The 23123-nt window shown below is 75.1% G+C and carries 22 protein-coding genes; 9 read left to right on the top strand and 13 right to left on the bottom strand.

Annotation, left to right across the window (positions count from 1 at the left end; translation table 11 throughout):
- Positions 1–39 precede the first annotated feature (39 nt).
- On the top strand, positions 40–840 hold the full coding sequence (locus ACR80Q_RS07950) for a hypothetical protein (protein ID WP_435377055.1): 801 nt from the start codon (positions 40–42) through the stop codon (positions 838–840).
- Between the two features lie 103 nt (positions 841–943).
- Here ACR80Q_RS07950 and ACR80Q_RS07945 read toward each other — a convergent pair whose 3' ends face one another.
- A complete protein-coding gene (locus ACR80Q_RS07945) occupies positions 944–1375 on the bottom strand; it encodes a TetR-like C-terminal domain-containing protein (RefSeq protein ID WP_435377054.1) in 432 nt (143 codons plus the stop codon).
- Positions 1376–1580: 205 nt separating this feature from the next.
- Between ACR80Q_RS07945 and ACR80Q_RS07940 the strand changes: the two genes are divergently transcribed.
- From ACR80Q_RS07940 to ACR80Q_RS07920, 5 genes are all read left to right on the top strand, one after another.
- Positions 1581–2729: an FIST signal transduction protein gene (locus ACR80Q_RS07940; protein WP_435377053.1), complete on the top strand. Its 1149-nt coding sequence runs from the start codon at positions 1581–1583 to the stop codon at positions 2727–2729.
- 1 nt (position 2730) lies between these two features.
- Entirely contained in the window at positions 2731–4830 is a 2100-nt protein-coding gene (locus ACR80Q_RS07935) for a putative bifunctional diguanylate cyclase/phosphodiesterase (RefSeq protein ID WP_435377052.1), read from the top strand.
- A 98-nt stretch (positions 4831–4928) separates the two neighbouring features.
- Positions 4929–5495: a hypothetical protein gene (locus ACR80Q_RS07930; protein ID WP_435377051.1), complete on the top strand. Its 567-nt coding sequence runs from the start codon at positions 4929–4931 to the stop codon at positions 5493–5495.
- Between the two features lie 214 nt (positions 5496–5709).
- Complete coding sequence (locus tag ACR80Q_RS07925; protein WP_435377050.1) at positions 5710–6234, top strand: copper chaperone PCu(A)C; 525 nt, start codon at positions 5710–5712, stop codon at positions 6232–6234.
- Positions 6231–7475, top strand: a complete 1245-nt coding sequence (locus tag ACR80Q_RS07920; RefSeq protein WP_435377049.1) for a Dyp-type peroxidase — start codon at positions 6231–6233, stop codon at positions 7473–7475. The genes ACR80Q_RS07925 and ACR80Q_RS07920 overlap by 4 nt, the downstream gene beginning before the upstream one ends.
- 29 nt (positions 7476–7504) lie before the next feature.
- Here ACR80Q_RS07920 and ACR80Q_RS07915 read toward each other — a convergent pair whose 3' ends face one another.
- From ACR80Q_RS07915 to ACR80Q_RS07880, 8 genes are all read right to left on the bottom strand, one after another.
- Positions 7505–7861: a hypothetical protein gene (locus ACR80Q_RS07915; protein ID WP_435377048.1), complete on the bottom strand. Its 357-nt coding sequence runs from the start codon at positions 7859–7861 to the stop codon at positions 7505–7507.
- Between the two features lie 50 nt (positions 7862–7911).
- Entirely contained in the window at positions 7912–8958 is a 1047-nt protein-coding gene (locus ACR80Q_RS07910) for a CopD family protein (protein WP_435377047.1), read from the bottom strand.
- A 61-nt stretch (positions 8959–9019) separates the two neighbouring features.
- Positions 9020–10363, bottom strand: coding sequence for a hypothetical protein (locus ACR80Q_RS07905; RefSeq protein ID WP_435377046.1), 1344 nt, complete (start codon positions 10361–10363; stop codon positions 9020–9022).
- Positions 10363–11295, bottom strand: a complete 933-nt coding sequence (locus ACR80Q_RS07900; RefSeq protein ID WP_435377045.1) for a copper resistance CopC family protein — start codon at positions 11293–11295, stop codon at positions 10363–10365. The genes ACR80Q_RS07905 and ACR80Q_RS07900 overlap by 1 nt, the downstream gene beginning before the upstream one ends.
- Positions 11296–11377: 82 nt before the next feature.
- Positions 11378–12367, bottom strand: coding sequence for an SDR family oxidoreductase (locus ACR80Q_RS07895; protein ID WP_435377044.1), 990 nt, complete (start codon positions 12365–12367; stop codon positions 11378–11380).
- Positions 12368–12544: 177 nt separating this feature from the next.
- The gene (locus ACR80Q_RS07890; protein WP_435377043.1) at positions 12545–14419 is read right to left on the bottom strand and encodes a metallophosphoesterase family protein; all 1875 of its coding nucleotides are present in this window, start codon (positions 14417–14419) and stop codon (positions 12545–12547) included.
- Positions 14420–14618: 199 nt separating this feature from the next.
- Positions 14619–14987, bottom strand: coding sequence for an FKBP-type peptidyl-prolyl cis-trans isomerase (locus ACR80Q_RS07885; protein ID WP_435377042.1), 369 nt, complete (start codon positions 14985–14987; stop codon positions 14619–14621).
- A gap of 62 nt (positions 14988–15049) precedes the next feature.
- Positions 15050–15661 carry a LysE/ArgO family amino acid transporter gene (locus ACR80Q_RS07880; protein ID WP_435377041.1) on the bottom strand — a complete coding sequence of 204 codons (612 nt, stop codon included), beginning with the start codon at positions 15659–15661 and terminating at the stop codon, positions 15050–15052.
- 72 nt (positions 15662–15733) lie between these two features.
- On the opposite strand from ACR80Q_RS07880, the gene ACR80Q_RS07875 reads away from it, so the two are divergent.
- From ACR80Q_RS07875 to ACR80Q_RS07865, 3 genes are all read left to right on the top strand, one after another.
- On the top strand, positions 15734–16660 hold the full coding sequence (locus ACR80Q_RS07875; RefSeq protein WP_435377040.1) for a LysR family transcriptional regulator ArgP: 927 nt from the start codon (positions 15734–15736) through the stop codon (positions 16658–16660).
- Between the two features lie 70 nt (positions 16661–16730).
- Complete coding sequence (locus ACR80Q_RS07870; protein WP_435377039.1) at positions 16731–17159, top strand: META domain-containing protein; 429 nt, start codon at positions 16731–16733, stop codon at positions 17157–17159.
- Positions 17160–17400: 241 nt separating this feature from the next.
- Positions 17401–19692, top strand: a complete 2292-nt coding sequence (locus ACR80Q_RS07865; RefSeq protein ID WP_435377038.1) for a putative bifunctional diguanylate cyclase/phosphodiesterase — start codon at positions 17401–17403, stop codon at positions 19690–19692.
- On the opposite strand, the gene ACR80Q_RS07860 is transcribed toward ACR80Q_RS07865, so the two are convergent.
- The 4 genes from ACR80Q_RS07860 to ACR80Q_RS07845 all read right to left on the bottom strand — a co-directional run bounded on the left by ACR80Q_RS07860 (position 19670) and on the right by ACR80Q_RS07845 (position 23102).
- Entirely contained in the window at positions 19670–20449 is a 780-nt protein-coding gene (locus ACR80Q_RS07860) for a hypothetical protein (RefSeq protein ID WP_435377037.1), read from the bottom strand. The genes ACR80Q_RS07865 and ACR80Q_RS07860 overlap by 23 nt on opposite strands.
- On the bottom strand, positions 20449–20892 hold the full coding sequence (locus ACR80Q_RS07855; protein WP_435377036.1) for an S-adenosylmethionine decarboxylase: 444 nt from the start codon (positions 20890–20892) through the stop codon (positions 20449–20451). Before ACR80Q_RS07855 ends, ACR80Q_RS07860 begins: the two co-directional genes overlap by 1 nt.
- A 231-nt stretch (positions 20893–21123) precedes the next feature.
- Positions 21124–22089 carry a pirin family protein gene (locus ACR80Q_RS07850; RefSeq protein ID WP_435377035.1) on the bottom strand — a complete coding sequence of 322 codons (966 nt, stop codon included), beginning with the start codon at positions 22087–22089 and terminating at the stop codon, positions 21124–21126.
- The gene (locus ACR80Q_RS07845) at positions 22086–23102 is read right to left on the bottom strand and encodes a DUF4349 domain-containing protein (protein ID WP_435377034.1); all 1017 of its coding nucleotides are present in this window, start codon (positions 23100–23102) and stop codon (positions 22086–22088) included. Before ACR80Q_RS07845 ends, ACR80Q_RS07850 begins: the two co-directional genes overlap by 4 nt.
- Between the last annotated feature and the right edge of the window lie 21 nt (positions 23103–23123).

Below are 23123 nucleotides of genomic sequence, written 5' to 3'. Positions count from 1 at the left end.
CCTGCAAGGAGTCGTCCGCGAGCCTGAGCGGGAGGGCCCATGTCCGTGTACAGCACCGCCGTCGACGCGTACCGGGACACGACCAAGTGGTTGGTCACCTTCGCGCCGATCACCGCCGCGTTGACCGCCGCGACGCTCGTCGGACCTCGCCTGGTCCGCAGCGCGCAGGCCGCCCCGTCGGCGGCAGCGTGGGGGGCGGACAACTGGGGGGTGCTCCTGGCCGGGGTCGCACTGCTGGGCGCCGTGGCGGCGGTCCTGGCCTCCGGGGCGCGGGTCCTGAGCGTCGAACCGACGGACATCGCCACCCAGGCCGCCAGCCGACGGGGGGCGAGCGACCTCGCGACCGCGGTCGGCGCCGGGGTGACGACTCCGGAGTTCTTCACCAAGGAGTCCTACGTCGAGGCGATGACCCAGCAGGCGCACGCCTGGGACCAGCCGACCCGCGTGGCGGCCGACGTCGAGCGTCTCGAGCGCCTGCGCACCGCGACCGAGGCCCTGCGGGACTGGTCCCTCTTCAACGGCATCCAGAAGCCGTTCTCGGACTTCCGGCGGGTGTTCGTCGTGTCGTCGGCGGTCCTGGTGGCAGCCCTGGTCTACATCCCGTTCGCCCTCGGCCCGAGCACCCCGATCGGGGAGCCGGCGGAGGTCGCCGTGAGCCTCAGCGCCGCCGGCGCCCAGGACCTGCGGAGCACGACCGGGTGCACGGACCCCGGGTCGTCGGAGTACCTCGCCGTCGGTGGGACGTGGCAGCAGCCGGTGCTGGCCGTCGACGGCCCGGGTTGCCGGTTCGGGGCGACCTGGCAACCGACGACGGACCAGGCAGAGCTGCGACTGCCGTGACCCGCGGCGGCCGGCCCGTCGGTGACCCCGCACACGAGCCCGGTCGTGGCGCCGTCCCGGACGACCAGGTCGGGGGCGAGGAAGTCCGCGTGCGACGGACGACCTACCTGCCCGCGGACCGGTCCGCCGGACCGGCGTCCAGGCGGCCGATGACCCAGGCGAAGCTCTCGTCGACGTCGACCGCGATCCGGAACCCGCCGTCCGCCTCGAGAGTCGCGAACCCCTGGATCGTGCTGCGGAGCATCCGGAGGGCATGGATCTCCTCCTCGGCCGGCAGCCGGTACCCGCGCAGCGCGGCGCTCAGGCCGGCGAGGAGACGCTCGCTCGCAGCGACGAGCGGGTCGTCCGGTCCGGCCGGGTGCGCCCCGTTGCCGGCGGCGTACCGACCGGGGTGGTCCGTGACGTAGGTCCGCATGGCCTGCGCGGCGGCAGTCAGGGCCTCGCTCCCGGATCGGCCCTGGATGGCGTCGCCGATGGCGTCGCCGACCTCGTCGGCCAGCACGGCCCCGGCCCCGGTGACCGTCGCCGGGCCCACGGTCCACGATCTCGAGGGCTCGCCCCGACCGACCCCGGACCGCAGGTCCTCCCGGGCCACGGGGACGAACCGGCGAGCCAGAAGACCCTCCGCGTCCGCACCCGGGTGGCGATGGACCCCGGACCTCAGGTCCGGCCACCCGACGGTCGATGCCGGGGGTATGACGACGCGGACGACGAGGACGACGGCCACGCCCACGACCCCCATGTCGACCACCCGGTGGGTCGGGGTGGCCTGCTCGGCCCTGCCCGACCACGCCGCCGCCGCCCAGGACGCGGTCGACCGAGCGACCACGGGTCGCGACGCCGCCCTCGTCCTGCTCTTCGTCTCCCCCTTCCTGGACCTGGCGGCCGTGGCCGGCGGCGCCGCCCGGTCGGCACCGGGTGCTCGTGTGGTCGGCTGCACCACGTCGGGTGAGATCGGCGAGGGCACCGCCGGGTCGGGACGGGTCGTGGCGGTCGCCATGGGCGGGGTGAGCGTCGGGGTGTCGGTCGGAGACCTGTCCCACGGGGCGCGCACGGCCGGGGCGCAGGCGGCGGGAGCCCTCGACGGGGTCACCGGCGCCCACCGGGCCCTGGTGCTGCTCGGGGACGGTTTCGCGGGTGACCGTGCGGAGATGGTGCGGGGGGCCTACGGCGTCGCCGGGGCCTCGGTGGCGCTGGTGGGCGGTTGCGCCGGGGACGAGCTGCAGATGAGGGCCACGTTCCTGCTGGTCGACGGGGAGGTGGTCCGCGATCGCCTGGCGGGCGTGGCCATCGGCTCCGCGGGGCCCATCGGCGTCGGGATCGGCCACGGCTGGCGTCGGGCCGGGGACCCGGTCGTCGTGACGGGCAGCGACGGGCGGAGCATCCTCACCCTCGACGACCGCCCGGCCCTGGACGAGTACCTGCGCCTGACCGGGGCCCCGCCCGAGGCCTCCTGGGACGAGGGCCTGTGGCACAGCGTCGCCATGACCAACAGCTTCGGCCTGCCCCGACCCGGCGGCGAGGAGGTGCGGGCCGTGCTGGGCGCGGACTACGAGGCCCGGACCCTGGTCTGCAGCGACGTCCCGCAGGGGACGACCGTGTGGCTCATGGACGGCGACGCCGACACCGTGCAGGACGGCACGCGGGTGGCCGCCGCGAACGTGCTGCGGGGCCTCGGAGGAGCCGCTCCTCGCGGCGTCGTCGCCTTCGACTGCGTCGCCCGTCGCGCCGTCCTCGGACCCGACGGCACCCAGGCGGAGGTCGAGCTGCTCGACGAGCTGCTCGGCGGCGCCCCGCTCGGCGGCTTCTACACCTACGGCGAGTTCGCCCGGACCAGCGGTTCACGGGGCGTGCACAACGCGACGCTCGTCCTGCTCGCGCTGGGCTGACGTGGCCGTCTTCGAGGCGTCACCGCACCGGCTGGTCGAGTTCATGACGGCGCTGGGCCGCTGCGCGAGCGTGCCCACGGCTCACCTGGTGGCGGCCGAGCTCGTCGCGGAGGAGTTCGACGCCGAGGTCGCGGCCGTCGTGGTCGACGGCCGCCTCGTGGGACACGTGGGGTTCGGGAGCACGGCGGCGCCGGAGGCGATGCTCGTCGACATCCGCGCCGGCACGGACCGGCACGACCTGCCGGACGTCGGACCCGTCCACACCCTGACCGCGTCCTGGCACACCGGGAACGGCGGCCGGCTGGTGGTGGCCCGGGTCGAGCGGTCCTTCGACCTCACCGACCGCACGCTGCTGCTGGGGATGGCGGGCGCACTCGGGCTGACCCTGGAGACGGTCGCCGCGCTGGAGCGGGAGCGCGGGCGGCAGCGTCTGCTCGAGGTGCTCCTCGGCGTGCAGCGTGCCATCTCGGCGCGGGCACCGGTGGCGGCCATCCTGACCAGCATCACCGACGGGGCCAGCGCCGTCCTGGGCGGTCGACCCGTGGCTCTGCTGCTGCACGACGCCGACGACCCGGGACGTCCGATCGTCACCGGTGCGGCCGACGTCGGGGCGGGACCGTGCCACCGGACCCCGGTCGAGGTGGACGGCCAGGTCGTGGGCGAGATCGTGGTGGCCGCGGGCACGGAGGGGTTCGACGCGGCCGAGCAGAGCCTCCTCGACACCTTCGCCGGGCACGCCAGCATGGCGCTGACCGACGCCCGGGCCATGGACGCCCTCGCCGCGGCCTTCCGAGACCCGTTGACCGGTCTGCCCAACCGCTCCCTGTTCCTCGACCGGCTCGGCGAGGCCCTGCGCGGCCGTGGCGGCCGAGCCACCCCGGCGGTGCTGTTCGTCGACCTCGACCGGTTCAAGGCCGTGAACGACACCATGGGGCACGCCGGCGGCGACGAGCTGCTCCGGGCGGTCGCGCGCCGGCTGCAGGAGTGCACCCGTTCCGGCGACACGGTCGCCAGGTTCGGCGGGGACGAGTTCGCCCTGCTGGTGGTCGAGGGGCACGACCACGAGCACGTGCGGGCCCTCGCGGACCGCCTGGTGGCGTCCCTGCGGGAGCCGTTCCTGCTGTGCGGCGAGCTGGCGTGGATCGGGGCCACCGTCGGGATCGCGCACGCCGCGCCCGACCGTGACCCGTCCGACCCGGCCGGGCTGGCGGACCAGCTGGTCGCCGACGCGGACCTCGCCATGTACACGGCCAAGGCCGACGGCGGCGGGCAGTCCGCCTGCTACCGGCCGGAGCTGCGCACGGTGCGACGTGACCAGCTCGCGCTGCGGGCCCAGCTGCAGCACGCCCTGGCGCGCGGGGAGCTGGACGTGCACTACCAACCCATCGTGCACCTGGGCACCGGGCGGCCCCTGGGCGTGGAGGCCCTGGTGCGCTGGTGGCACCCCGGGCGGGGCGCCGTGCCGCCCACCGTGTTCGTCCCCGTGGCCGAGAGCATGGGCATCGTCGTCGACATCGGGCGCTGGGTCCTGCGGCGCGCCTGCCGGCAGGCCGCGGTCTGGCGTTCGGAGCAACCGCACCTGGTGCTGCACGTCAACGTGTCCGTCCACCAGCTCCGCGACGCGTCCTTCGTCCCCGACGTCCGCTCCGCCCTGGCCGACGCCGGCCTGCCGGGCGAGGCCCTCGTGCTGGAGATCACCGAGACCGTCGTGATGGCGGACGTGCGCGCGCTGCTGCTGGTGCTGGCCGAGATCCGTCGGCTGGGCGTCAGCATCGCGCTCGACGACTTCGGGACCGGCTTCTCCTCCCTGGGCTACCTGAGCCGGCTGCCGGTCGACGTCCTCAAGATCGACCGGTCCTTCGTCCCCGGGGTGACCGAACCGGCGGGACGTCAGCTGGTGCGGGCCGTGCTGGACCTCGGCCGTGCCTTCGGCCTGCGGGTGGTCGTGGAGGGGGTGGAGACCGGTGAGCAGGCGGACCTGCTGCACGAGGTCGGCTGCGACACCGCGCAGGGCTACTACTTCGCGCGGCCCGGCGGCCCCGAGCAGGTCACCGCCTTCCTGCGCGTGGGCGCTCCCCTGCGGGCGGGCCGTTCCGGGTGAACCGTGCCGTGAGCCCGTGCCGGGCCCGCCGCGGGGCCCCGCGCCCCGGTTTCCGCTCCCCTCTGCCGCACCGCACCCCGCTCGGCTACGGTGACCCCGTGCATCCGGACCGGCGTGCCGCAGCGGGACCGCTGCGTGCTGCCGTGGCGGCCTCGGCCGTCGTCGGGCTGGCCGGAGCCGGGCACCTGCTGGCCGGCGGCGGCACCCCCTCCTTCCGGGCCCTGGTGCTGGCCCTGCTCGTCGTCACCCTGCTGTCCACGGCCGTCGCGTCGCGGCAGGTCTCGGCCTGGCGGCTGACGGCCGTCGTCGCCGGTGGGCAGGTCGTGCTGCACCACGCGTTCGCGTGGGTGCCCGGCGGCCACGGCGCCGCCGCGCTGGACCCGGCCTCCGAGGCCGCGCACCAGGGGTTGTGGTCCGACCCGACCATGCTGACCGCCCACGTCCTGGCCACCGCCGTCACCGTGGTCCTGCTGCGTCGCGGCGAGACCGCCCTGGTGGCGCTGTGCTCCTGGGCCGGACCTCTCCTCCTGGTCGTGGTGAGCCCTGCGCCGGTGGGGTCGGCCCGCCCCCTGCTCGCCGGCGCCGAGCCGATGCCGCTCGGTGCCCCCGCCGCTGCCGCCGACCCCGTCCGGGGCCCGCCGCAGTCGTTCGCGCTCGCTGCCTGAGGCCGCCGCGCAGGACCACGCCGACGCTCCCGGGCGCTGCCCGGTGACGTCGCCCTGCCCCCTGCCCGGCGTCGGCTCGCCGTACCGCTGACCGCGGCGACGACCACCGTCGGTGGTCCCGCCCCTGGCGACGCCGGCGCTGACCCACCCGCGTCACCCACCCACCCCCCGACGGGCCGCTCGGCCCTCCCCTGACGACAAGGACACCCGTGCCATGAAGACGACGACGCCCCTGCTCGCCGCCGCCCTGCTGACCGCCACCGCGCTGACCGCCTGCGGGGACGGCGACGCCTCCTCCGACGCCTCGGCCGCGGCCGACCTCCGTCTGGACGACGGGGTCGTGCGCGCCGCCGACTCCGGGATGACCGCCGCGTTCGGGACGCTGGTCAACGACGGCGACGAGGACGTGGTGGTCGTGTCGGCCACGTCCGACGCCGCCGAGGCGATGGAGCTGCACGAGGTCGTGGACGCCGACGGCGCCATGGTCATGCAGGAGAAGGAGGGCGGCTTCGTCGTCCCGGCCGGCGGCAGCCACGTGCTGGAGGCCGGAGGGGACCACGTCATGTTCCTGGGCCTCACCGACGGGCTGGAGCCCGGTGACACCGTGACGTGGACGCTGGAGCTGCAGGACGGGTCGGTCGTGGACCTCAGCGCCCCGGTCCGCGACCTCGCCGCGGGCGACGAGGAGTACACGGGCGACATGGACATGGAGTCCGGCGCCCCGGAGACCGACGGGTGAGCGGGACCCCGGTCAGCCGCCGACAGCTGGTGGGCGGTGGCCTCGCCGGCCTCGCCGGGCTGGGTGTCGCCGGCACGGTCGGTGTCGTCACCGGACGGGCCCAGACCCGGGCGGCCACGCCCGACGGCACCTCACCGGGCAGCCACGGCCGCCCCGGCCTGGACGCGGTCGTGCCCTTCGACGGCGCCCACCAGGCCGGGGTCGCCACGGCCCAGCAGCGCTCGGCGGCCTTCGTCGGACTGGACCTGCGCGCCGACGTCGGGCGGGCGGAGCTGGTGAGCATGATGACGGTGCTCACCGAGGACGCGCGCCGGCTGTGCCAGGGGCTGCCCGTGCTGGGCGCCGCGGACGGCGGGCTGGCGGCGGTGCCGGCCTCGCTGACGGTGACCGCCGGCTTCGGCCAGGGGCTGCTGCACGCCGCCGGTCTGCAGCAGCAGGCCCCGCCGTGGTTGCGGGCCCTGCCCGCCTTCGGGGTGGACCGGCTGCAGGAACGGTGGAGCGGGGCCGACCTGCTGCTGCAGGTGTGCGCCGACGACGACACCACCGTGGCCAACGCGACCAGGTCCCTCAGCCGCGGCATCCGGTCCTTCGCCGAGGTGCGGTGGGTGCAGCGCGGGTTCGCCCGGGCCACGTCGCCGCAAGCGGGTGAGTCCGTCGGGCACCGCAACCTGTTCGGCCAGGTGGACGGCACCGTCAACCCCCGGCCGGGCACGGACGAGCTGGACCGGCTGGTCTGGGTCGACGACGGGCCGGACTGGTTGCGCGGCGGCACCGGGATGGTGCTGCGGCGGATCTGGATGGACCTCGACGACTGGGACCGGCTGGGCCGCGTCGAGCAGGAGCAGGTCGTCGGGCGGGGCCTGGCGGACGGGACCCCGCTGGTGGCCTCGCCCGACGACCCGGACGAGGTCGACCTGGACGCGCTGGACGCCAGCGGGCTGCGGACGGTCCCGCCGTGGTCGCACGTCCGTCGTGCCCGCGGCGACGGACCGGCCGGGCCGCAGTTCCTGCGTCGCAGCTACAACTACGACGACGGCCCCGGCGAGACGGGGGCCCCGGACGCCGGGTCGTTGTTCGTGGTGTTCTGCGCCGACGTCGACGCGCAGTTCGTGCCCGCGCAGCGACGGCTCGACGAGCTGGACCTGCTCAACGACTGGACCACCCCCGTCGGCAGCGTCGTGGTGGCGGTGCCCCCGGGCTGCGGCCCGGACGGGTTCCTGGGGCAGGAGCTGCTGGCCTGAGGAGCGACGGGCGGGCCGCGGGACCGGGCTCAGCGCACCGCGAGCCGGTAGATGAGCAGCCCGGTGTCGTGCGTCTCGATCTCGAAGACCCCGGGGATGTCGGCGGTGAACGTCACCTCGCCGGTGCCCGCGGCGTCCAGGCGGATGTACTCGTCGAAGCCGTGCACGTGGACCTCGGCCGGCCCGTCGGAGGTGACCTGCAGGGTGACCTCGGTCCCCCGCGACACCTCCGGCGCCTCCTCGGGCACGGTCACGCCACCGTCGGACAGCTCCGCGGTCAGGGTCACCGGCTCGCCCGGGGGCGCCGAGGGCGTGGACCCGCACGCCCCGAGGGTCGCGGCCACCGCGAGGGCAGCGGCAGCCATGACCGTCGGTCGGTGGGCCATGGCGCGGTTCCTCCGGAGGGTCGGGCGGGGCGGCGGCAGCGGCGTCGGGGTCACGGCGTCGGGGTGCGCGACAGGGCCACGGCCAGGCCGAAGGCAGCGGTCATCACGACGACCTCGGCGGCGGCCAGGCGGCGGAACGCCGTCGGCCGGCCGGCCCGCAGCTCGCGGATGGTCCGGCGCCGGTGCCACGCCCCGAACGCCCCGAGCACCACCAGGGCGGCCAGCTTGGCCAGCAGGAGCCAGCCGTAGGTGGTGCTGGTGAGCAGCCCGGGGTCGGGGACGCGGATCCACGCGTTGACCGTCCCGGACAGGGCCACGACGACGAAGCAGGTGAGGGCGACGGCGTCGAAGCGACCCACGGCGACGCGCAGGCCCTCGTCGTGGCCGCGCAGGTGGACGACGAGACCGGTCAGGCCGCCGACCCAGGCCAGCGCGGCCAGGACGTGGACGATCAGCGTGGTGAGGGCCAGGTAGTGGTTGGCCGCGCTCGCCGCGTGCCCCGTGACCAGCGGCAGGGCCGCGGCCGAACCGGTGCCCGCCAGCAGCAGCAGGAGGACGGGCAGCGCGGGCCCGTCCCCGGAGCGGCTCGCCGCGTACGAGACGAGGGCCACCGCGAGCGCGAGGACGGCAGCCAGGAGCTGGTAGCGGGCCTGCGGGATGATCGTCAGGTAGTCCAGGAGCAGCCCGGTCCGCAGGACCTCGACGACCGTCTGGTTGGAGATCTCCGACGCGGCCAGCAGGGCCGAGGCCACCGACACCACCGACCAGACCAGCGCCCAGACGGGGACCGCAGGACTGAGCCGGGCCGCGCGGGGCCCGTCTGGAACGCGTCGGACCGGCAGCAGGGACGCCATCAGGCCCGCGACCACCGCGACGGCGGCGAGCTCGCCGCCCAGCCGCGCCACCGGCAGCAGCTCGCGGGTGAGCGGGCCGGCGTAGTCCAGGCCGCTGGGCGCGCGGGTGCCGGAGAGCTCACGGAACACCAGCAGGGCGAGGAGGCCGGACATGGCGGCGGCGAGCCCGACCACGACGGGGTCCTGCCACCAGCGTCGCGCGACGACGGGCTCGCCGCTCGTCCGCCAGCTCGTCCTGGTCACGGGGCCGACCCTAGGCGATCTGCAGGCGTGCTGCGGAAGTCGTCCTGCCCCCGGTCGTCAGTCAGTCGGCGAAGAGCAGCAGCAGCCCGGCGACGGTGTAGCCCACCATCAGCAGCAGCAGCGGGACCTGCCCGCGGACGGCTGCGCGGTGCGGCAGCAGGGCCACGGCCCGGTCGTGCGCCAGCACGGTGCCCAGCAGGTGGCCGACGACGATGGCCACGACCATGAGCAGCGCGACGCCTGTGGTGTCGACCAGGACGGCGCTGGGCACGAGGTCCGCGGTGCCGAACCAGTCCGCGCCGGTGCCGAGCGGGTCCGAGGCCAGCGCCACCGTGCGCTGCCCCTCCAGCACGAGCAACGAGTAGTAGTGGGCGACCAGGTAGCCCACCACGATCGGCACAAGGCTGTGGGCGAGCTCCCCGGGCAGCTGTCGCCGCGGCAGGTCCGCCACCCGTCCGGTGGCGGCGGTCGCGGCCAGGAAGGCCAGCAGCACGAGCACCACGACGGCTGTGAGCACCGCCGTGTCCACCACGACCCGGGGCAGCGACGAGCTCTGCGCGGCTCGCACGTAGGCGGTCACCCCGGTGATCGAGTCGAACATCGTGGACCCCAGCAGCAGGCAGAGCAGGGTGACCAGACCGGGCGCCGGTCGTAACGAGGCCACCCCGTCCAGCGGGAGCCGGGTCACCAGGACGCCGTCCTCGCGCCGCCCCAGCACCGACAGCCGCCCGATGACGTCGCTGAACACCTCGAATCCCTCCCCGCGGTCGAACCAGCGCGAGCCGAAGGCCACCGCGGCCGCCAGGTGGACGAGCGCGTAGGTCCCCACCCACAGCTGCAGCACCGGCAGGGTGGCGCGGTCGGGCGCCGCGAGCTCCAGCCAGACGAAGGCCCCGAGGCTCACCACCGCCGGCCAGTAGCCGAACCGGGCCGGGAGGGCGGCGAACCCGTCGCGAGGGTCCCGCCGCAGCAGGGCCGCCAGCAGCAGGTGCACCGTCCGCAGCGGGTTGAGCAGGCGCCACACCGGACCCAGCAGCAGCGACGCCGGGACCAGCCCCGCCCACAACCAGACGTAGAGCATGCCCGGCGCCGGGTTGTCGACGTCGTCCTGGCCGGCGACCAGGGCCAGCACGAACAGCGCGGCGACCGCCAGCCCGACCAGGCGCAGGACCCAGCGGGTACCCGGGTGGTCGAGCACGGCCTGCAGCGTGTCCGGCACCGGTCGGCCGGCGCCGTGGCTCACCAGCTGCGAGGTGCGCCAGGACAGGCCCAGGGCCAGGAACGAGACCACGAGGGCGGCTGCGGCCCCCGCCACGACGAAGCCGAACGGCAGCGGCAGGTCCTGCCGGGACCCGACGCCGTGCGTGGGGACCAGGCCGAGCAGCTCCAGCATCAGCGCCGGCATCAGCGCCGGGGAGCCCGGCGGGTCGTGCCACCGCGCCCGCCGGTCGCCCCGCCCGCGCGCACGGCCGGGTTCCCGCTGCGGGCGGCCCGGCCGCGGGGGGCGGCCGCGGCGCGCCCGGACCCGGCGGGCACGGCACCGGCGCGCAGGGCCGGGTCGCCGCTGCGAGCGGCCCGGCCGCCCTCAGCGCCGCGTCCTCGGCGTCCGACGACGACGATCGTGGCGACCGCGGCCAGCACCAGCAGGCCGACCAGGACGTAGACGGCAGGCTGCACGCCCGGGCCGTCGGCGGCCGGGTCCTCGCCCGCCGCGGCGGGCTGGGCCGCGGTCTGCGTCGGTGCGGCGGCGGGGTCGTCTACCGCTCCGGGGGCCGCGTCCGCACCCCCCTCGGCCGCGGCGAGCTGCGGGTCCGGTCCGTCCGTGGGCGGGGTCCAGCCCGCCGGCGCCGCGGTCACCTCGCCGTCGTAGGAGAACGCGTACGAGCCCTGCACGACGTCACCGTCGGAGGCCACGCTGCGGTACTCCACGGTGTAGTCGCCCTGGGCGGGCCAGTGCGCGACCCCGAGGTCGACGGGGAAGCCCGTGCTGTAGTAGACGGGCTCCCAGACGTCGTCGACCAGGTTGAACTCCTGCACGGGGGTGCCGAGCGGGAACGGCTGACCGTGGTCCCAGCCGTCGTCGACGCGGGTGCCGTCCGGGGCGGTCACCGAGAAGTACGCGAACGGTGCCGGGGCCTCGGTGAACACCAGGGACAGGTCCGGCATCGGCTCGCCGATCCGGGCCCCCTCCACCGGGGTGGACTCCGCCGCGACCAGCATCCCGTGCGCGGCGGCGGGGGCTGCGGTCAGCAGGCTGCCCACCAGCGCGGCGGCCAGGGCGAGCAGGAGTGCGACCGGGCGACGCCGGCGGCGGGGGCAATCGTCATCGATCGGCACCGACGCAGTATCACGGTCGATCGACCAGGCGGGCAAACAAAAGCCCCCCGGTCCACCACGTCGGTCCGGGCGGGCCCGGCCCTCAGGCCCGCCACCGGCGCACGAGCTCATCCATCAACCGGTCGTGGTGCGCGTCGACCTGCCGCCGCGCCGGGTCCTCGTCGTACCACGCGACGATCTCGCGGGCGCCCTGCTCGAACGGCACCCGGCAGACGAAGTCCGGGGCGAGCTGCTTGACCTTGGTGTTGTCGAAGACCATGGAGTGCGCCTTGTCGCCCAGCAGCCCGGCGCCCCACCCCGGGTCGGCAGCGGCGATCGCGTCGGAGGGCACGTGCACGATGCGCGGCTCGACCCCGGCCGCGTCGGCCAGCGCGTGGGCCACCTGGTCCCAGGTCAGGAAGTCGTCGGAGGTGATGTGGAACGCCTCGCCCACCGCGCGCGGGTGGCCCAGCAGGGGCACGAACCCGCGGGCGAAGTCGGCGTGGTGGGTCAGCGTCCACAGCGACGTCCCGTCGCCGTGCACGACGACCTCGGCGCCCCGACGCATCCGCTCGACGAACGTCCAGCCGGCGTCGAACGGCACCAGCGTCCGGTCGTAGGTGTGGGAGGGGCGCACGATCGTCATGGGCAGGCCGCGGTCCCGGTAGGCCTGCACCAGCACGTCCTCGCAGGCGATCTTGTCCCGGCTGTAGGACCAGAACGGGTTGCGCAGCGGGGTCGACTCCCGCACCGGCAGCCGCGCCGGGGGCGTCTGGTAGGCCGAGGCGGAGCTGATGAACACGTACTGCCCCGTGCGAGCGGTGAACAGCTCGAGGCTCGTGCGGACGTGGTCGGGGGTGAAGGCGACCCAGTCGACGACGACGTCGAACTCGCGGTCGCCGAGCGCCGCGCGCACCGAGGCGGGGTCGCGGACATCGGCGACGACCTGCTCGACGCCGTCGGGGACGGGCCGGGCGGAGGTGGTGCCGCGGTTGAGCAGGGTGACCTCGAGCCCTCGCTCGGCGGCGAGCGCCGTGCTGGCCGAGCTGATGACACCGCTGCCGCCGATGAAGAGGACCGTCTGGGCCGTCATGCCGGGTGCTCCATCCGTCGTCGTCGCCAGGTGCGACGCCCCGACTGTGCCCGAGGTCGCCGCCGGTGGCACGCGGCGGCGACCTCCCCCCGTACCGACCAGCGACGTCGGGCGGGCCCTGGACGCTCGAGGCGTCCCCGCAGGGCGTGTCGTGTCGCTGGTCGGTACGGCCGGGGCTCAGCCCAGCTCGAACCGGTCCAGCACCCAGGCCCCGGCGTCGGGGTCGCTCAGGTCGTAGACCCAGGTCGTGACCTCACCCGCGTGGCTGTCGAGCAGCGTGAACGCCGCGTACTGGTTGCCCCACAGGAACGGCAGCGGGGTCCCGTCCGCGGCGAGCAGCGGCTCGACCGTGGGCACGACCGGTTCGAGGCCGCCGGGGTTGCCCTGCGCCAGGTAGTTGTCGGCGTCCCACGGCGCCCCGGGCACGTGCCGGCTGCGCCCGCTGAGCGGGTGGTAGGCGCCGTAGGAGTTGCCGGTGTTGGACGACTCCAGGAAGTTGGTGCCGCCCTCGGTCCGGAACCGGTTCCACAGGTGGCTGTGGCCGTTGTGGACCAGGTCCACCCCGGCCTCGGTCAGCAGCGGCTGCAGGTCGGTCAGCAGGACGTTGTCCTCCAGCGGGTACTCGTAGCGGACCCCGACGACCTCGCCGTCGGCGTCCGTCTCCTCGATCCGCACCGGGTCGGCGAAGGCCGGGCCCACGTTGTCACCCAGGCCCTGGGGGCTCTCGTGGATCATGACGACGGTGTGCTCGGCGCGGCGGAACTCGGGGCTGGCGAGCTCGGCCTGCAGCCACTCGTACTGCTCGCTGCCGCGGTCGATCGCCTCGAAGTGGAACTTTCCGTAGCCCTGGGCGAGCGGGTCGTCCAGCGACGACGCCGCCTCCTGGTACCGCGAGCCGGCGGTCCGGGCGGCCGGGTCGGCCTGGTTGGCCGTGCCCCGCCAGATGCGGGTGGAGTACAGCGAGATCAGGCGGATGTTGCCGACGGTGGTCGCGTAGTAGGTCTCACCGCCGGGGCTGGTCTCCGGCAGCGTGAAGATCTCCTCGTAGGTCCGGGTGGAGTACGAGTTGTCCTCCAGCCACTGCGCCCGCACGGCCGGGTCGCCGGTCGGGTTGACCTCGTCGGCGACCTCGGCGTAGACGTCCTCGGCCACCTCGCGCGGCACCGGTGCGTTGTAGCTGGCCCCGATCGACGTCAGGCCGTCGACCCGGCCCTGCACCTCGTGGTTGCCGACGGCGGGGTAGAGCGGTGCGTTCTGGATGATGGGGGCCCCGGTGTAGGTGCGCCCGTCGGTCGCGACGCGGCCGGCGTGGCCCTGCAGGACGGGGAAGAAGGCGCTGCCGCGGGTGTCGTCGAACCACTCCGAGGCGCGGTCGGGGTGGTTGACGAGGTCACCCGCGAAGAACACGGCGTCGAGGTCGCCGACGGTCTCCGCCGCGACCTGCAGGTTCGCGGGGGTGTTGACCATGGCCTGGTGGTCGCTGGTCAGCAGCACGCGCTGGCCCTCGCCGGGCGCGGCGGCCGGCCCCAGGGTGTAGGTGGCGGACGCCGCGAAGTCCGAGCCCTGGGCGGACACCACCCGGTACGGCGTGTCGCCCCGCAGCCCGCGGACGACGGCCTCGTGGCGGTGGACGTCCCGACGGACGATGCCGTCGGCGGCGGCCGGCCGCGAGGTCGCGGGGAGCTGCGAGGCGGAGTCCTCGACCGTGCGGCTCATCGGGGCGCTGTCCGCCCGGTGCACGCGGACGCCGGCGGGCGGGCGGCCGCGGAAGGCCGCGGTCGCCAGCTGGGCCTCGGTCAGCTCGTCGACGCCCTCACCGGTCAGGACGAGGTGACGCGAGCCCGGGAACTCGGTCATCCAGGCCACGGTGACGGCGCTGGCGGTCGGGCTCTGCAGGAACGGGTCGGTCAGCAGCGGCAGGTCACCGGTGACGGCGACCGAGTAGCCGGTGGCCGGGACGGTGGTCGCGGTCGGGGACGCGACGGCCAGCGGGACCGTGAGGGTCAAGGCGGCGACGGTCGACAGACCGACGATGGCGGTACGTGCGGGCACGGGGATGCTCCTGGGTCGACGGGCGGGGTGCCCGCAGCCTCGCCGACGTCGGTGAACTGCCGGTCGCCGTCAGGTGAGCGGGGGCCGAACATCCCGGGAAGGCGCCCCTCACCGTGACCGCCGACAGGAGGACCGCCCCCGGACCAGGCGTTCCTGGTCCGAGGACGGTGCGGCGCCGGGTGCGGTCAGGCTGCTGCGGTCAGGACACCCCGACCAGGTCGCAGACGAAGATCAACGTCTCGTTCGGCTTGATGGCCCCGCCGGCGCCGCGGTCGCCGTAGGCCAGGTGCGGCGGGATGACGAGCTGGCGCCGCCCGCCCACCTTCATGCCCATGATCCCGGTGTCCCAGCCGCTGATGACCTGACCGGCGCCGAGCCGGAACTGGAGCGCGTCACCGCGGTTGTACGAGGCGTCGAACTCCTCGCCGGTGGAGTGGGCCACCCCGACGTAGTGCACGGACACGGTCTTCCCGCTGACGGCCTCGGGGCCGTCGCCCACCGTCAGGTCGGTGATCACCAGGTCGGTGGGGGGTGTGGGGTCGACGAAGTCGATCTCGGGCTTGTCCACGGCAGTCCTCCTGCGTCGCTCGGATGTGTGCCAGGGCAGGCTAGGCGCTGCGGGGACCCGCCTCACCCCAGCAGCAGCGACAGGGCGATGGCCACCATGACGACCGCGATCACGCCGTCCAGCACGCGCCACGCGCCGGGGCGCGCGAACAGCGGTCTCAGCAGCCGTGCCCCGAAGCCGAGCGCCGTGAACCACACGAGGCTGCCCACGACGGCGCCGGCGGCGAACCACCCCCTGTCCTCGCCGTGGGTCTGCGCGATGGAACCGAGCAGCACGACCGTGTCCAGGTACACGTGCGGGTTGAGCCAGGTGAGCGCCAGGGCGGTCGTCACCGTCGCCACCAGCGACGCACCGGCCCCCTGGGCCTCGGCCTTCAGCACGCCCGGGCGCACGGCTCGACGGGCGGCCACCACCGCGTAGGCCAGCAGGAACGCCGCTCCCCCGACGCGGAACACGGGCAGCAGCCACGGCAGCCGGTCCAGCAGCGCCCCCGCCCCGAGCACCCCGGCCCCGATCAGGACCGCGTCGGACAGCGCGCAGACGGCGACCACGGGCAGCAGGTGCTCCCCGCGCAGGCCCTGGCGCAGGACGAACGCGTTCTGGGCCCCGATCGCGATGATCAGGGACAGGCCGAGGCCGAGGCCCGCGAGGGCGGCGAGCAGCGAGGGGTCCACGTCGTCGGACGCTACGGACCCCCGCTGATGCAGTCCAGCTGATGTTCCTACACTTGCATTAGCGTTGCTGTCATGGACCTCGAGCTGGACCAGCTGCGAGCCCTCGACGCCGCCGTCACCGAGGGCAGCCTCGACGGGGCGGCTCGTGCCCTGCACGTCACCCCGTCGGCCATCAGCCAGCGGCTCAAGGCGCTGGAGAGCCGCGTCGGTCAGGTGCTCCTGGTGCGCAGCCGTCCCGTCCGCCCCACGGGACCCGGCCAGGTCGTCCTGCGCCTGGCGCGCCAGGTGTCCCTGCTGACCGCCGACGCGGACCTGGAGCTGGCCGGCACCGGGCTCGCGGCCGACGGCGGTCCCGGTCCGTCGCTGCCCGTGGCGGTGAACGCCGACTCGCTGGGGACCTGGGTGCTGCCCGCGGTGGCGGCGCTGGCGGGCCGGGTCCGCCTCGACCTGCGGCGCGACGACGAGGAGCGGACCTCCGACCTGCTGCGGCAGGGCGTCGTGATGGCCGCCATCACGACCGAGCCGACGGCGGTCGCCGGGTGCCGGGTGACCCGCCTGGGGGTGATGCGCTACCGGGCGATGGCGGCTCCGTCGTTCGTGGACCGCTGGTTCCCGGACGGCGTCCTCGACGACGCCCTGCGGCAGGCGCCGGTCGTCCTGTTCGACCGGACCGACGACCTGCAGCACCGGTGGCTGCGGGACCGGGGGACCGACGCCTCGCCCCCGGCCCACCACGTGCCGGCGACCGCGGACCACCACCGGGCGGTGCGGCTGGGGATGGGCTGGGGCATGGTCCCGGACCTGCGCGGCGAGGGCCCGGGGCTGCTGGACGGGCTGGTGGACCTGAGCCCCGGGCAGGTCGTCGACCGGGTGCTGCACTGGCAGCAGTGGCGGCTGCGGTCGCAGGCGCTGGACGAGCTGGCCGCCGCGGTCGTGGCGGCCGCCCGCACCCACCTGCGGGGAGCCCCCACGTCCACGAGCCCCACCCGCGACGGGTGAGTCGGGGTGGGGCCGTTCCCGTCCGCCGGTCGGGGCCCTACCGTCGGTCACCTGCTGACGTGGAGGCCCCATGACCGTCCCGAGCCTGCTGCCCGCCCTGCTGCTGCTCGGCCTGGCAGTGGTCTCGGCCGGGTGCGGTGACCCCGACGCGGGGGCCGACGGCGCACCGGACCTGGCCGGCCGTGACTTCGTGGCCACGCAGACCAGGGGCCACGAGCAGGTCGCCGAGACCGAGATCACGCTGTCGTTCACCGACGGTCGTATCTCCGCCCGAGCCGGCTGCAACACGCTGATGGGCGCCGCCACCTGGGACGACGGGGTCCTCCGCGTACCGGGTGACGGGCTCGCGTCGACCATGATGGCCTGCCCGGACGGCCTGCAGGCGCAGGACGAGTGGCTGCTGACGCTGCTCACGTCCAGCCCGACCGTGTCGCTGTCCGGCGGGGTCCTCACGCTGGGCGACGACGCGGCGGGCATGACGATGCAGGAGCAGGGCTGAGCCCGTCACCCCGGCCGGCGTGACGGATCCTGGCGCGACGGCCCGCGCCGGGTCCCGGGGATGGCACCCTTGTCCGGCACGCCGCATCACCGTCGTCCTTGCGCCTCGGCTCGTCCCGTGCCCGGCGAGGTGGCACCTAAAGATGCCCCGGGCACCGACCGATCACCATCAGGTCGGGCCGGGACCCCGCGTGGGGCCACCGCACCGCGGTGGCCCGAGACATCGACCGGAGGCCGGACACGTGCAGAGGACGAGCGCGGCGAGCACGCCCGCCTGGCGCGCGCTCGAGCGCCGCCTCGGGCTGGGGGCGTGGCTGGTGCTGGTCACCGGCTTGACGGTGGCCATGATCATCTCCGGGCTGACGCTGACCCAGACCCCTCCGCTGCTGCTCATCGTGGTGCTCGCGGTCTTCTTCCTGCTGCTGCTCGGCCGGCTCGGCGTGGTCGCCGCCCACGACCGCGCCCGTCGCCCCGCCCTGCTCGTGCTGGGCCTCGGGGTGACGCTGTGGGCGGTCGGCTCCGCGGTCCTCAACGCCGGCGGCGAGCTGACGGGCAAGACCTTCCCCGCCCCCGGGGAGGGCTTCTTCCTGGCCTCCTACGTCGGCTTCGCGACGTTCCTGCTGCTGGACACGCCGCGCCGGACCCGCGCCAGCGCCACGGTGTGGCTGGAGACGGTGCTGGTCTGCTGCGGCGCGATGTCGCTGGCCGGGTTCGTCCTGCTCAGCCCGGTGGGGAGCGCCATCGGGGAGCGGGGGCCGGCGCTGTTCCTGGCCCTGCTCTACCCCGTGCTCGGCGTCGTGCTCGGTCTGGTGGTGCTCGCGCAGGTGCAGCTGCGGCAGCGGTCGGTGTCACGACGCACGCTCGCGCTGGCCGGCGGGTTCGTCCTGCTCGCCGTCGCGGACTCCACGTTCGTGCTCAACGCCGCGACGACGACGTACGTGTCCAACGCGGGCCTGGAGCTGATGTGGGGCTCCGCCTTCGCCCTGGTCGTCGGGGCCGCGTCCGCGACCCGGCTGGACGCCGTGAGCAGCCCGGTGACCACGCCGTCCCGGCACATCGTCCTCATCCTCGCGGCCGCCGTGGCCCTGGTCGTCATCGTGTTCCGCCCCGCCGGCATCGGCGCCTGGTACGTCACCGTCCCGGCCGTGCTCACCCTGCTGGCCGCCGGGGCCCGGATGGCGATGGCGCTGCGGGAGGCCCGGGGGGCGGTCGAGGCCCGACGGCTGTCGGTCACCGACGACCTCACCGACCTGCCCAACCGCCGGGCGGTGATGGCCCGGATCGAGGGCGACCTCGCCGCGGACCGGCCGCTCGCCCTCATGCTGCTGGACCTGGACGGGTTCAAGGACATCAACGACAGCCTCGGCCACGCGGCCGGGGACCGGGTCCTCGAGCAGGTCGCGGCCCGCCTGCTCGGGCAGGTCGGCGGCGCGTCGATGGTGTCCCGGCTCGGCGGGGACGAGTTCGCGATCGTGCTCGCCCAGGACGACGAGGTCGCGCTGCTCCGTACGGCGCAGGGCGTGCGGGAGTCGCTGCTGGCCCCGCTCGCGGTCGACGGGCTGGTGCTGTCGGTGCGGTGCTCGATCGGGATCGCGCTGCGGGAGGGCGCCCACGACTCCACGGACCTGCTGCGCCAGGCCGACGTCGCGATGTACGAGTCCAAGACCACCCGGGCCGGCGCCCTGGTGTACGACCCCTCGCGCGACGAGTTCTCCCGCTCCCGGCTGCGGCAGGCCGAGGACCTGCGCCGCGGCATCACGCAGGACCAGCTGGAGATCTGGTACCAGCCGCAGATCGACGCCGCGACGCAGGCCGTGAGCGCCGTCGAGGCCCTCGTCCGCTGGCGTCACCCCGAGCTGGGCCTGCTGTCCCCGCTGGCGTTCCTGCCCGACGCCCGCCGCTGCGGCCTGATGCCCGCCCTGACGGAGGCCGTCATGCACCAGGTGGTCCACGACGCCCGGCGGTGGCAGGAGGAGGGCCACTCGTTCACCGTGGCGTTCAACTGCGCGCCGCCCGAGCTGCTCGGCGGGACGTTCCTGCCGCGGCTGTTCGCGGCGGTGGACCGGGCGGGGCTGCCCCAGGACCGGCTCCTCGTGGAGGTCACCGAGGACTCGTTCGCCAACGACCCGGAGCACGCCCGCGTCGCCCTGCAGCAGCTGCGCAGCCACGGCATCCAGGCCGCCATCGACGACTACGGGACCGGGTTCTCCTCGCTGGCCTACCTGCGGGACCTACCGGTGCAGGAGCTCAAGATGGACCGGTCGTTCGTGTCGACGATCCTCACCGACTCCCGCAGCCGGACGATCGTGGACTCCACCCGCCAGATGGCGCACGCGATGGGGCTGCGGCTGGTGGCCGAGGGGGTCGAGGACTCCGGCACCGCGGCCGACCTGGTCGCCCTGGGCATCGACGTGCTGCAGGGCTACCACATCTGCCCGCCGATCCCGGCGAAGGACGTCTCCGGCTGGGTGCGCCGCTGGGAGGCGACGCTGCACGACCGCCGCTCGGACATCAGCTTCCGTCGGGGCTCCTGAGGGCCAGGGCCGGCGCCGGCTCGCGCAGGTCGACGACCCGCCGCTGCGACAGCACGAACGCCTCGGGGCCGGGCACGCTGACCCCGTCCAGACCGCTGCCGTGGACGAACAGCCGGTAGGAGTCCGGGTCGACCCGGCGCTGGTTGTCCAGCAGCTCGGCGAGCTCGGCGTAGACCGGGACGCTCGCCGACGAGCCCAGGTACGGTCGCACCCGGGTGCCGGGCAGGGTCCGGTAGTGCAGGCCGACGGAGCCCAGCAGCCGGCGCACCCGGATGTCGAGGATGGCCACGGTGCCGGTGATGCCGTTGGCCCGGGTCGCCAGGGCGATGCCGTGGTAGAGCGCCGCGACGTGGCTGACGCCCTCGGCCCGCTGGTCACGGGCGCTCAGGGTGGCGATGTCCCAGGTGCGGGTCAGGTCGAGCCCGGCGACACCGGCGCTGGCGGCCGCGTCCGCCTGCCACGGCTCCCGCCCCACGTCCACGAGGCTCTTCAGCCCCGCGGGGCCCGGCACGACGAACCGGACGGCCGCCTCGACGTCGCCACCCGGGGTGGCCAGGGCGAGGAAGACCGACTGCTGCTCGTACGGGCCGTACTCCTGCGCCAGCTGCTCACGGGTGTTGCCGTAGCGGGCCAGGAAGACGTCGGCCTCGCACTCGCGGGCCGCCGCCAGCAGGTCGCCGGTGGGGTCGAAGACGAGCCGGTGGGTGCCCTCGGGCTGCTCCGCGAGCCAGGCCTGCTGCAGGCCCAGGATGCTCATCAGAACTCCTTCCACACCGGCGTCGAGCCGAAGTGGCGCGCCGCCAGGTCGACCGCGTCGCGGGCCTGGAACGGCTTGCAGGCGTAGACGTCGACGCTGAAGAACAGCAACGGGGAGTCCCAGGCGTAGAAGTGCGCCCCCGAGGTCTCCCAGTGGATCCAGCCGGCCCAGCCGTACAGCGGGGACTGGTGGGTCATCGGCTCCATGAGCGAGACCATGCCGATGGTGTCGCTGAGCTCGGACAGGAAGGACCTGATCGCCTCGGCGGAGATCGGCGCGTCGCAGTACCCCTCGATGACCAGCCGCTGGCGGTGGATCATGGGGGCCAGGTCGGGCATGGGTGCGTGCTGGCGGTGGGGGCCGTCGATCTGCAGGTCCTGGTGCGGGACCAGGCTCAGACCGTCGGTCGTGTCCGTCGTGAGAGCGGCGGGAACATGCTGCACAGAGGTAGCCCCTTCGTGGACTGGCGGCACCGGACGGGCCTGCCGGGATGACGGTCCGGACACTAGGTCGACCGCCCCCCACGGTCGTGGCCCACCCGGGAGAGTTGCTCCCTCCGGGAAGGCTGCGGTACCGGGTTGTGACTGTCAAGGCACTCTTGGTGACAATCTACGCGTGTCGCGCACGGGTGAGCCACCCACCTGGCGTCACCAGACGGTCTCCCAGCGTCACCGTCAGCCGCGGGGACGGAGCCTCGCGTTGGGCAGCTCGGGCGCACGCAGCCAGGCGGCGGGGTCCCACCCGGGCACCACCCCGAACCGGTCGTCGCGGGCCTGCCACTGCTCCCGCGCCGTCACGACGTCCTCGTGGGTGCGACCCACGAAGTTCCACCACATCACGAGCTGCTCCGCGAACGGCTCACCGCCCAGCAGCATGAGCACGGCCGGCTCGACGACCGTCACCTCGACGTGGCGGCGCCCCGCGCCGAGGTGAACCAGGTCACCGGGCGCGGGCCGCTCGCCTGCCACCTCGACCGCACCCCCGACGAGCAGCACCGCGTGCTCGAAGTCCTCGCGGACGGGCACTCGCAGGCGGCCGGGTCCCGCGCGCAGCTCGGCCCCCACCAACGGCGTGCAGGTGGTCGCCGGGGAGCTGAGACCGTCCAGGGTGCCCATCAGCACGGTGGTCCGGACCCCGTCGACCTCCCGGGTCGGCAGGTCGTCGTGGTGCTCGAAGTGCGGCTCGCGGTGGCGTTCGGCCTCGGGCAGCGCCACCCACAGCTGGACGCCGTGCAGCGGGGTGCCGTCACCGGTGACGGACCGCTCGCCGTGGGAGATCCCGTGGCCGCTGGTCATCAGGTTGAGCTGGCCGGGGCGGATGCCGACCTCGGACCCCACCGAGTCGTGGTGCAGCGCCTCGCCGCCCACCAGCCAGGTGACGGTCTGCAGACCGGTGTGGGGGTGCGGGGGGACGACCATCACGTCCTCGCCGACGGCCGGGCCGTAGGAGTCGACGAAGCACCAGGCCCCGACCGTGGTCCGCGCCCGCGAGGGCAGGCTGCGTCGCACGAGCATGCCGCGCGGCCCCCCGAGGGGCACCTCACGGGCCGGCAGCAGCTGCACCGACCCGGTCGTCGGGGCCGCCGTGCCGGCGTCGCGGCCGACCTCGGTCTCGGTGGGGCGGTCGTCGAGGTTGCTCACACCGGCAAGTCTGCTCCCTTCGCCGCTGCGGTGCCCCGACGGGCCCGGGCGGACCGTCGGGCGGCGAGGACCGCCACGACGGCCCCGGTGATCAGCAGACCGACCACCGCGAAGGGCAGGAGGGCGCCCAGGACCACCAGCACCACCGCGGTGGAGGCGACCAGGGCGTCCCAGCCCGAGCCGAGCCCGTCGAGGAACGGCGGTGCGGCCTCCTGCGGGTCGACGTCGTCGGGTCGGGTGAGGACGACGGTGACCGTCGCCAGGGCGGCCCGGTCGGCGAGCGCGGCCTGCTGGGACTGGACCGACTCCAGGTCGGACTGCCGACGGGTCAGCTCGGCCTCCAGGGCCAGGACGTCCTCGAGCGTCGTCGCCTCGCCCAGCAGGGCCCGGATCCGCTCCACCCCGGCACGCTGGGTCGCGATGCGGCTCTCGAGGTCCACCAGGGTGGCCTCGACGTCCTGCGACTCCGCGGTGCGCGAGACCTCCTCACCGAGACCGGCGACCTGCGCCATCACGTCGGCCGTGGTGCCGACCGGCACCCGCAGGACGATCTCGGCCCGGGGCCGCTCGCCACCCACGGTGCTCTCGCCCGAGACGAAGCCGCCCGCCACGAGGGCGGCGTCGCGCACCTGCCGCGCGGCCACCTCGACGTCCTCGACCGCGACGTCGATGCCCGAGGTGACGACCTGCCGCCCCTGCCCGCCACCGGCGGGCAGGACGCCGGCGCCCGGCTCCGGGCCGTCGGCCGCGGCCTCGGGCGCGTCCGCGTCGCCCTGTCCCTCACCGGCTCGCGGACCGCCGTCGGCACCCCCCTCGGCCCCGCCGCCCGCGACGCCGTCGTCCGCCGGGGCGTCACCGGCCGCGTCGGCCGCCTCGTCGACGGCCGGCGCGGCCCCCTCCGAGGTGGCCGAGTCGGAGCCGGACGCGCACGCCGAGAGCCCGAGGACCAGGGCGAGCAGGAGCACGAGCCACGAACCGGTTCGCCGTCCGGGTGCCGACCGTGGTGCCGCCATCGTCCGACCTCGTCCCTCCGC

The sequence above is a fragment of the Aquipuribacter aurantiacus genome, from assembly GCF_051216895.1.
Taxonomy (GTDB): domain Bacteria; phylum Actinomycetota; class Actinomycetes; order Actinomycetales; family JBBAYJ01; genus Aquipuribacter.
Note: the sequence above shows the minus strand (reverse complement) of the source record. Positions and strands in the feature narration are given on the sequence as shown.

Bases quoted from the DNA above. Each gene is read 5' to 3' on its own strand.
- ACR80Q_RS07950 (WP_435377055.1), top strand. From the start codon at position 40: ATGTCCGTGTACAGCACCGCCGTCGACGCGTACCGGGACACGACCAAG.
- ACR80Q_RS07940 (WP_435377053.1), top strand. From the start codon at position 1,581: ATGTCGACCACCCGGTGGGTCGGGGTGGCCTGCTCGGCCCTGCCCGAC.
- ACR80Q_RS07925 (WP_435377050.1), top strand. From the start codon at position 5,710: ATGAAGACGACGACGCCCCTGCTCGCCGCCGCCCTGCTGACCGCCACC.
- ACR80Q_RS07915 (WP_435377048.1), bottom strand. From the start codon at position 7,861: ATGGCCCACCGACCGACGGTCATGGCTGCCGCTGCCCTCGCGGTGGCC.
- ACR80Q_RS07905 (WP_435377046.1), bottom strand. From the start codon at position 10,363: ATGCCGGCGCTGATGCTGGAGCTGCTCGGCCTGGTCCCCACGCACGGC.
- ACR80Q_RS07895 (WP_435377044.1), bottom strand. From the start codon at position 12,367: ATGACGGCCCAGACGGTCCTCTTCATCGGCGGCAGCGGTGTCATCAGC.
- ACR80Q_RS07875 (WP_435377040.1), top strand. From the start codon at position 15,734: ATGGACCTCGAGCTGGACCAGCTGCGAGCCCTCGACGCCGCCGTCACC.
- ACR80Q_RS07870 (WP_435377039.1), top strand. From the start codon at position 16,731: ATGACCGTCCCGAGCCTGCTGCCCGCCCTGCTGCTGCTCGGCCTGGCA.
- ACR80Q_RS07860 (WP_435377037.1), bottom strand. From the start codon at position 20,449: ATGAGCATCCTGGGCCTGCAGCAGGCCTGGCTCGCGGAGCAGCCCGAG.
- ACR80Q_RS07845 (WP_435377034.1), bottom strand. From the start codon at position 23,102: ATGGCGGCACCACGGTCGGCACCCGGACGGCGAACCGGTTCGTGGCTC.